Genomic DNA, 5,272 nt, shown 5'->3' with positions numbered 1-5,272 from the left:
AGCACACCGCGCGCGGCACGGTCGAGGTCGGTGCGTACCATGCTCTCCACAAGCCCCTCGAAGTTCACCTCTCGATGCCAACCCAGCTGCGTCTCGGCCTTCTTTGGGCAGCCCAGCAGCATGTCAACCTCGGCAGGGCGGTACAGTTTGGGGTTCACCCGCACGATCTCCTTGCCGGTTTTTCGGTCTATGCCGCGCGTATTTTCCGCCTCGCCCTCCCACACGATGTCGAAGCCGGCGTAGCGCGCCGCTATCTCCACAAACTCACGAACGGTGCGCGTTTCGCCGGTCGCCAGCACATAGTCATCGGCCTGAGGCTGCTGCAGCATAAGGTACATGCCTCTAACGTAGTCGCCGGCATATCCCCAGTCGCGTTTTGCATCCAGATTGCCAAGCTCCAACACATCCAACTGCCCATGCCTTATGCGGGCCAGTGAGGCCGTTATCTTTCGGGTTACAAAGTCCTGTCCTCGCAAGGGCGATTCGTGGTTGAAGAGAATGCCCGAAGTGGCATGCATGCCGTAGGATTCTCGGTAGTTCACCGTTATCCAATGGGCATAGAGTTTCGCTACCCCATAAGGGCTTCTTGGATGGAACGGCGTCTCCTCGGTTTGAGGTACTTCCCGAACCTTACCGAACATTTCGGAGGTAGAGGCCTGGTAGAAGTGCGCCTCCGGCCGCACCTGTCGTAAGGCCTCCAGCAGACGCGCGGTGCCCAGAGCATCTACATCGCCAGTATAGATGGGTTGCTCGAACGAGGCCGTTACAAAGCTTTGGGCGGCCAGGTTGTAGACCTCGTCCGGCTTCACCTGCTCGATGCAGCGCAGGATGTTGGAGTACTCCAACAGCTCCAGCGACACTAGCTTCACGGCGTTGGCAATGCCCAATTCGGCCAACCGCCACAAATTAATCGAGGCGCTGCGCCGATAGGCGCCGTAGACATCATAGCCGTGGTCTAACAGCAGTTTCGCCAAATAGGCGCCGTCCTGCCCTGTAATGCCCGTAATGAGTGCGCGTTTCGTCATCATCTCGTCCTCTTTCGCGTTGCATTTAGAGTTATTTGCCCAAGGCGTCTGCTTTAGATAGCCGCAGGGCCGTAGGTTGCGTCGAACCAGGCGATGGTCTCTCGCAGCCCCTCTTCCAGGCTGTATCGGGGCCGGTATCCCAACGCCTTTAGTCGTTCAATAGAAACCTCCCAGCGCTGCGCATCTCCTACCCAGCTCGTGCCCGTGTACTCGATGTGGGTCTTGCCACTTAGGCCTCGTGCAGCAAGAATTGCCTCTGCCAGCTCCGTTACCGAACAGTTTTTACCGGATGAGATGTTATAGGCGACCCCGCAGTCTCCCTTTAGGGCTAACGTGATCAGCCCCTGCACGGTATCAGCAACATAGGTAAAATCGCGAATCTGCTTTCCTGTCCCAAGCACTTCCAAGTGATGTGGGTTACGCTGTAGCTTCTTTAGAAAATCTAGAACCACAAATCGTGCCATGCGTGGGCCGTAGGCATTAAAAAGTCGGGCGATGACGATCGGCACCTGGTAGACGCGATACATCATCTGGGCGGTAATCTCGGTGTTTAGCTTGCTGGCGCCGTAAGGGGAAATAGGATGAAGGGGCGATTCTTCGGTGATAGGAAAAGCATCGGGCTGCCCGTAGACGGCACCGGAAGAGGCCACCACCACCTTTCGACAGGCCTCCTGCCCTCTTAAGGCGTTCAACAGGCGAAACGTGCCCACACAGTTGGCCTCAAAGTCGTAGACGGGGTCTTGCACGGAGCCTGGAACGGAGGCATTCGCAGCTAAATGAAACACATAACTCGGTTGAACTTTTTCAACAAGGGCGCCTATGGCATCGGCATCGCGCACATCGCATTCGGTAAAAACCACCTGCTCGCTTACTGCCTGCAGATTCGCCCAACTGCCGGCCTGAAGGTTATCCACGGCCGTCACCTGCGCACCCAGAGCCACCAGATGCTCTACCAGGTGCGAACCGATGAAACCGGCCGCACCGGTAACTATAATCGGGGCGTTTCGGAAGCCCTCTTCAACAACACTAAGGCTCATATAGCGACGGTTTCTCGACTTTCTATCAGACTCGAATAGAGGGCGAGTAAGGCCTCACTCACCGCCGGTACAGAGTACTTTTGCCGCACCAACTCTTTGCCGTTCGATCCTAGTCGAGCGCGCAATTCGGGTTTTTCGAGGAGAAGCACGAGAGTCTCAGCTACCTCCTCCGGCTTTTGAGACACACTCCGCCCTGCCTCGTTGCCCTCCACCAGCTCCGGAAGACCGTGCGCCATGCCGCCCACCACCGGCTTTCCGTAGCTCCAGGCCTCCAGATAGACCGTCGGCAGAATTTCGCTGAGAGAGGGCATGCAGAAAACATCGCAGGCTGCAAGGGCATCCGCTTTTTCCTGAAGGCTCACCTTACCGAGAAAAACGATGCGCGGGTCGGCCCCCTGGAACCAGTCCACCGTGCCCGGCCCAATAAAGACAAAACGCGCCTCCGGAAACCGCTTCCACACCAACGGAGCCGACTCAAAGACCGCCCTGGCCCCTTTCTGAGGCATCATGCGCCCCACATAGAGCACCATGGGCACCCCCTCCAGCCCATGGCGTTTGCGAAACCCCTCAGGGTCTGCGCTCTCCGGCAGTTCAGGGGAAACCCCGATCACGTGGGTTTTCTCCCGAGGCACACCGATGGAGACGAGATAGTCCCGATCGGTCTCCACCAAACCGATAACGGCGTCGGCCTTTTGATAGTAGGCGATATCCTCCGGGCCATCGCCCCACTGGTGTGGGTGGCAAAAGGGCGTGCACACAAAGGGCACGCCGGCCCGTTTGGCCGCCTCCTGCGCCGTCCAGCCCAAATAGCCGCCCGCCAACGAGTGCACCACATCCTTATCGCCAATGAGGGCGAGAAGCCTTGGCAGATAGACCCTTCGATACCACGGATAACCAAAGCGATTAAGGGGATGGTAGGCCACGCTGCAGAGCTTGGGAACGCACCGCACGGCGATGGGCAACATGCGCAGCCGGTCTAGAGGCTTGGGTGTAAGGGAGTGCACGAAAACCGGCCCATCCTGGTAGCTAGGGTAGGAGGGAACGAGCAGGCTTGTGCCCAAAACAGCCAACCGATGCGGCAACCTCTGCTGATGAAAATTTCCTGCGGCAACCTCTACGTGGTGGGATTGACTCATGGCATGCGCTATCTGACGGGCGTGTGTTTCCACACCCCCGATAAACGGATGATAGTTAGGTGCCACGATCAGAATTCGCATTCCTCACTCCCGGCATAGGCCTGTTTCGGTCTCTATTATTATAGGCTATTGAAAGCGTTTTCCGTCTCTCTTTCGGGCTATCCATAGAGATTGACGAGTCTTTTACCGCATCTGTCACGTTATCGGCGGAAAAAGGACGAAAGTTTAGAGGGCGGGGTTGGCTCTTGAACTGTAGCCGTCACCTTCTCCCCCGTCCCTCTTGTCGGTACCGTACGAATGAAAGGCAAAATCGAAGCACCGCTCACGACCTGCTTTGAGAGAGGCCTTGCTCCAGCGACTTCGCCTGTCCCTTGCGCAGGTGCGTCGGCATAAACGGACGCTCGAAAACAAGATGGAAGAGATAGGCAGCCACGAGGCAGATGCCTATGCCCACGCTGAAGAGGAAAAAGAAATAGGCATTACTTGAAAATTGATGTCGAATGCTAAAATGATCCAGAAAGATAACAATCGGAGTATGAATAAGATAGAGACTATAGGAGAAGGTGCCTAGCAGAATGACCGCACGATGGTGCAAAAGACGAAGAGGACGGTTATCCGGCAACCCTTGCTGTAGACGATAGGTTGAACCCAGAATGAAACAGGAGGTTGCAAGACCCACCAGAACATCTATGGGCCATTCGCTACCGCTCCCTAAACCCCAGCAAGTAACGTTCAGCCAATGGAGGCTGGGATGTCGTAGGGTGAATTGGCGTTGCATGACCAATAGCAGGTAGGCTCCTGCCGCAAAAAGGGAGGCCAAAGCATACCAGGGAAGACGTGCTTTCAAACGCATGAGAGAAGGTTTTTGCCAGAAGGCGATAATAGCGGCCGCCATGCCCAAGGTAAAGTCCCCCATCATCCAACTATAGGTGCCTCCAAAGTGAAGGTAGTAGCTTGTTAAGCCATAGGCCCAGGCAAAAAGCACGGGCGCTACCAAACCAAAGCGACGCCAGAGAGGCAGAAAAACAAGAGCGAACCAAAAATAGATTTGCCACTCCACCGCGATGCTCCACATGGCCCTCTCGAACTTAGTTTCCCAAGCGCCGCTGAAGTTGTGAATAAGCAAGAGATGGGAAACAACCGCCCCCACCGTAATGTGCGGGGTTTGTTATCCCAAAGACCTTCCATATGCGGCACAAAAGCCACTAGAAGAAAACAGATGGCGAGGGCAGCGTAGTAGGGCGGGAGAATGCGTCGTGCCCTTCGTTTAAAGTAGTCCCATACCCCTTTGGGCATATGGCCATCTTGAGTGCGGGCAACAGGTAGCATAAGAACATAGCCAGAAAGAACGATAAACACCACTACCGCCTCATGGCCAAAGTTGAAAAGGCCAAAATAGAGCAGTTTGATCAGCTTTCCCATCCAATAACTTGGCAAGCTCGCGAGTTGATTCGTGAGGGAGTTATAGCCAAGGAAGCAGTGATAGACCATCACATAGAGAGAAGCAAAGCCACGCAGGCCATCGAGAAACTCAAGGCGCAGACGCGGGGCTTCTTTGGCGGAAACCGGCGTCGGCTGAACCACAGCGCTTACTGTACTCATGATGGTATCCTCCACACCATGTTCTGCGATAAAATTAGGACATGTAATTGAACGCAGACTTAGGATAGTGCATTATACATGAAAACTTCCCTTTTATCATCGGCAGGACAAAAAACTTCTGGACTGTCAATTTCCAAGTGCCGACACAAAGGTAAGTCCTACCTATTGGTTGCTTCTGACAAGACTGTATCCTTCAATATCAGGGAGAGGGGCGACCGGCAAGTTACTAGTGGCTTTCTGTGATAAGCTTCCTTTGGAAACTAACCACAATAGCCTCCTTCACACCATAGAAAAACGTTTGCACGTTGCATAGACGCCTTAGTCCCCTCTCCGTTTAGCATTTTAAAAAGTTGAGTGGTCTCATTGCGAGCAACTACTTCGGTGGGAATATTAAGCCCTTTACATATCGCTTCACGGCCCCACCCCAAAAACGGGCGGTCAACCCCAACTGCCCTTTTTTCAAATGGCGCCA

Annotated in this window: 5 protein-coding genes; all 5 read right to left on the bottom strand. The window is 54.7% G+C overall.

Going from position 1 to position 5,272, the window contains the following annotated elements:
* The coding region (gene gmd, locus VKV29_RS00070) for a GDP-mannose 4,6-dehydratase (protein ID WP_343217317.1) at positions 1–1,025 on the bottom strand (1,025 nt) is incomplete at its 3' end.
* A gap of 53 nt (positions 1,026–1,078) precedes the next feature.
* Positions 1,079–2,062, bottom strand: coding sequence for an SDR family NAD(P)-dependent oxidoreductase (locus VKV29_RS00065; protein ID WP_324199252.1), 984 nt, complete (start codon positions 2,060–2,062; stop codon positions 1,079–1,081).
* Positions 2,059–3,279 (bottom strand): glycosyltransferase family 4 protein, encoded by a 1,221-nt coding sequence (locus tag VKV29_RS00060; RefSeq protein ID WP_324199251.1) that lies wholly within the window; start codon positions 3,277–3,279, stop codon positions 2,059–2,061. Before VKV29_RS00060 ends, VKV29_RS00065 begins: the two co-directional genes overlap by 4 nt.
* A 241-nt stretch (positions 3,280–3,520) precedes the next feature.
* Positions 3,521–4,273: a hypothetical protein gene (locus VKV29_RS00055; RefSeq protein WP_324199250.1), complete on the bottom strand. Its 753-nt coding sequence runs from the start codon at positions 4,271–4,273 to the stop codon at positions 3,521–3,523.
* A complete protein-coding gene (locus VKV29_RS00050; RefSeq protein WP_324199249.1) occupies positions 4,189–4,800 on the bottom strand; it encodes an acyltransferase family protein in 612 nt (203 codons plus the stop codon). Before VKV29_RS00050 ends, VKV29_RS00055 begins: the two co-directional genes overlap by 85 nt.
* Between the last annotated feature and the right edge of the window lie 472 nt (positions 4,801–5,272).

The sequence above is a fragment of the Chthonomonas sp. genome (assembly GCF_035294165.1).
Classification (GTDB): Bacteria; Armatimonadota; Chthonomonadetes; order Chthonomonadales; family Chthonomonadaceae; genus Chthonomonas.
The sequence above is the reverse complement of the archived record's forward strand: the minus strand, read 5'-3'. Positions and strand labels throughout refer to the sequence as shown.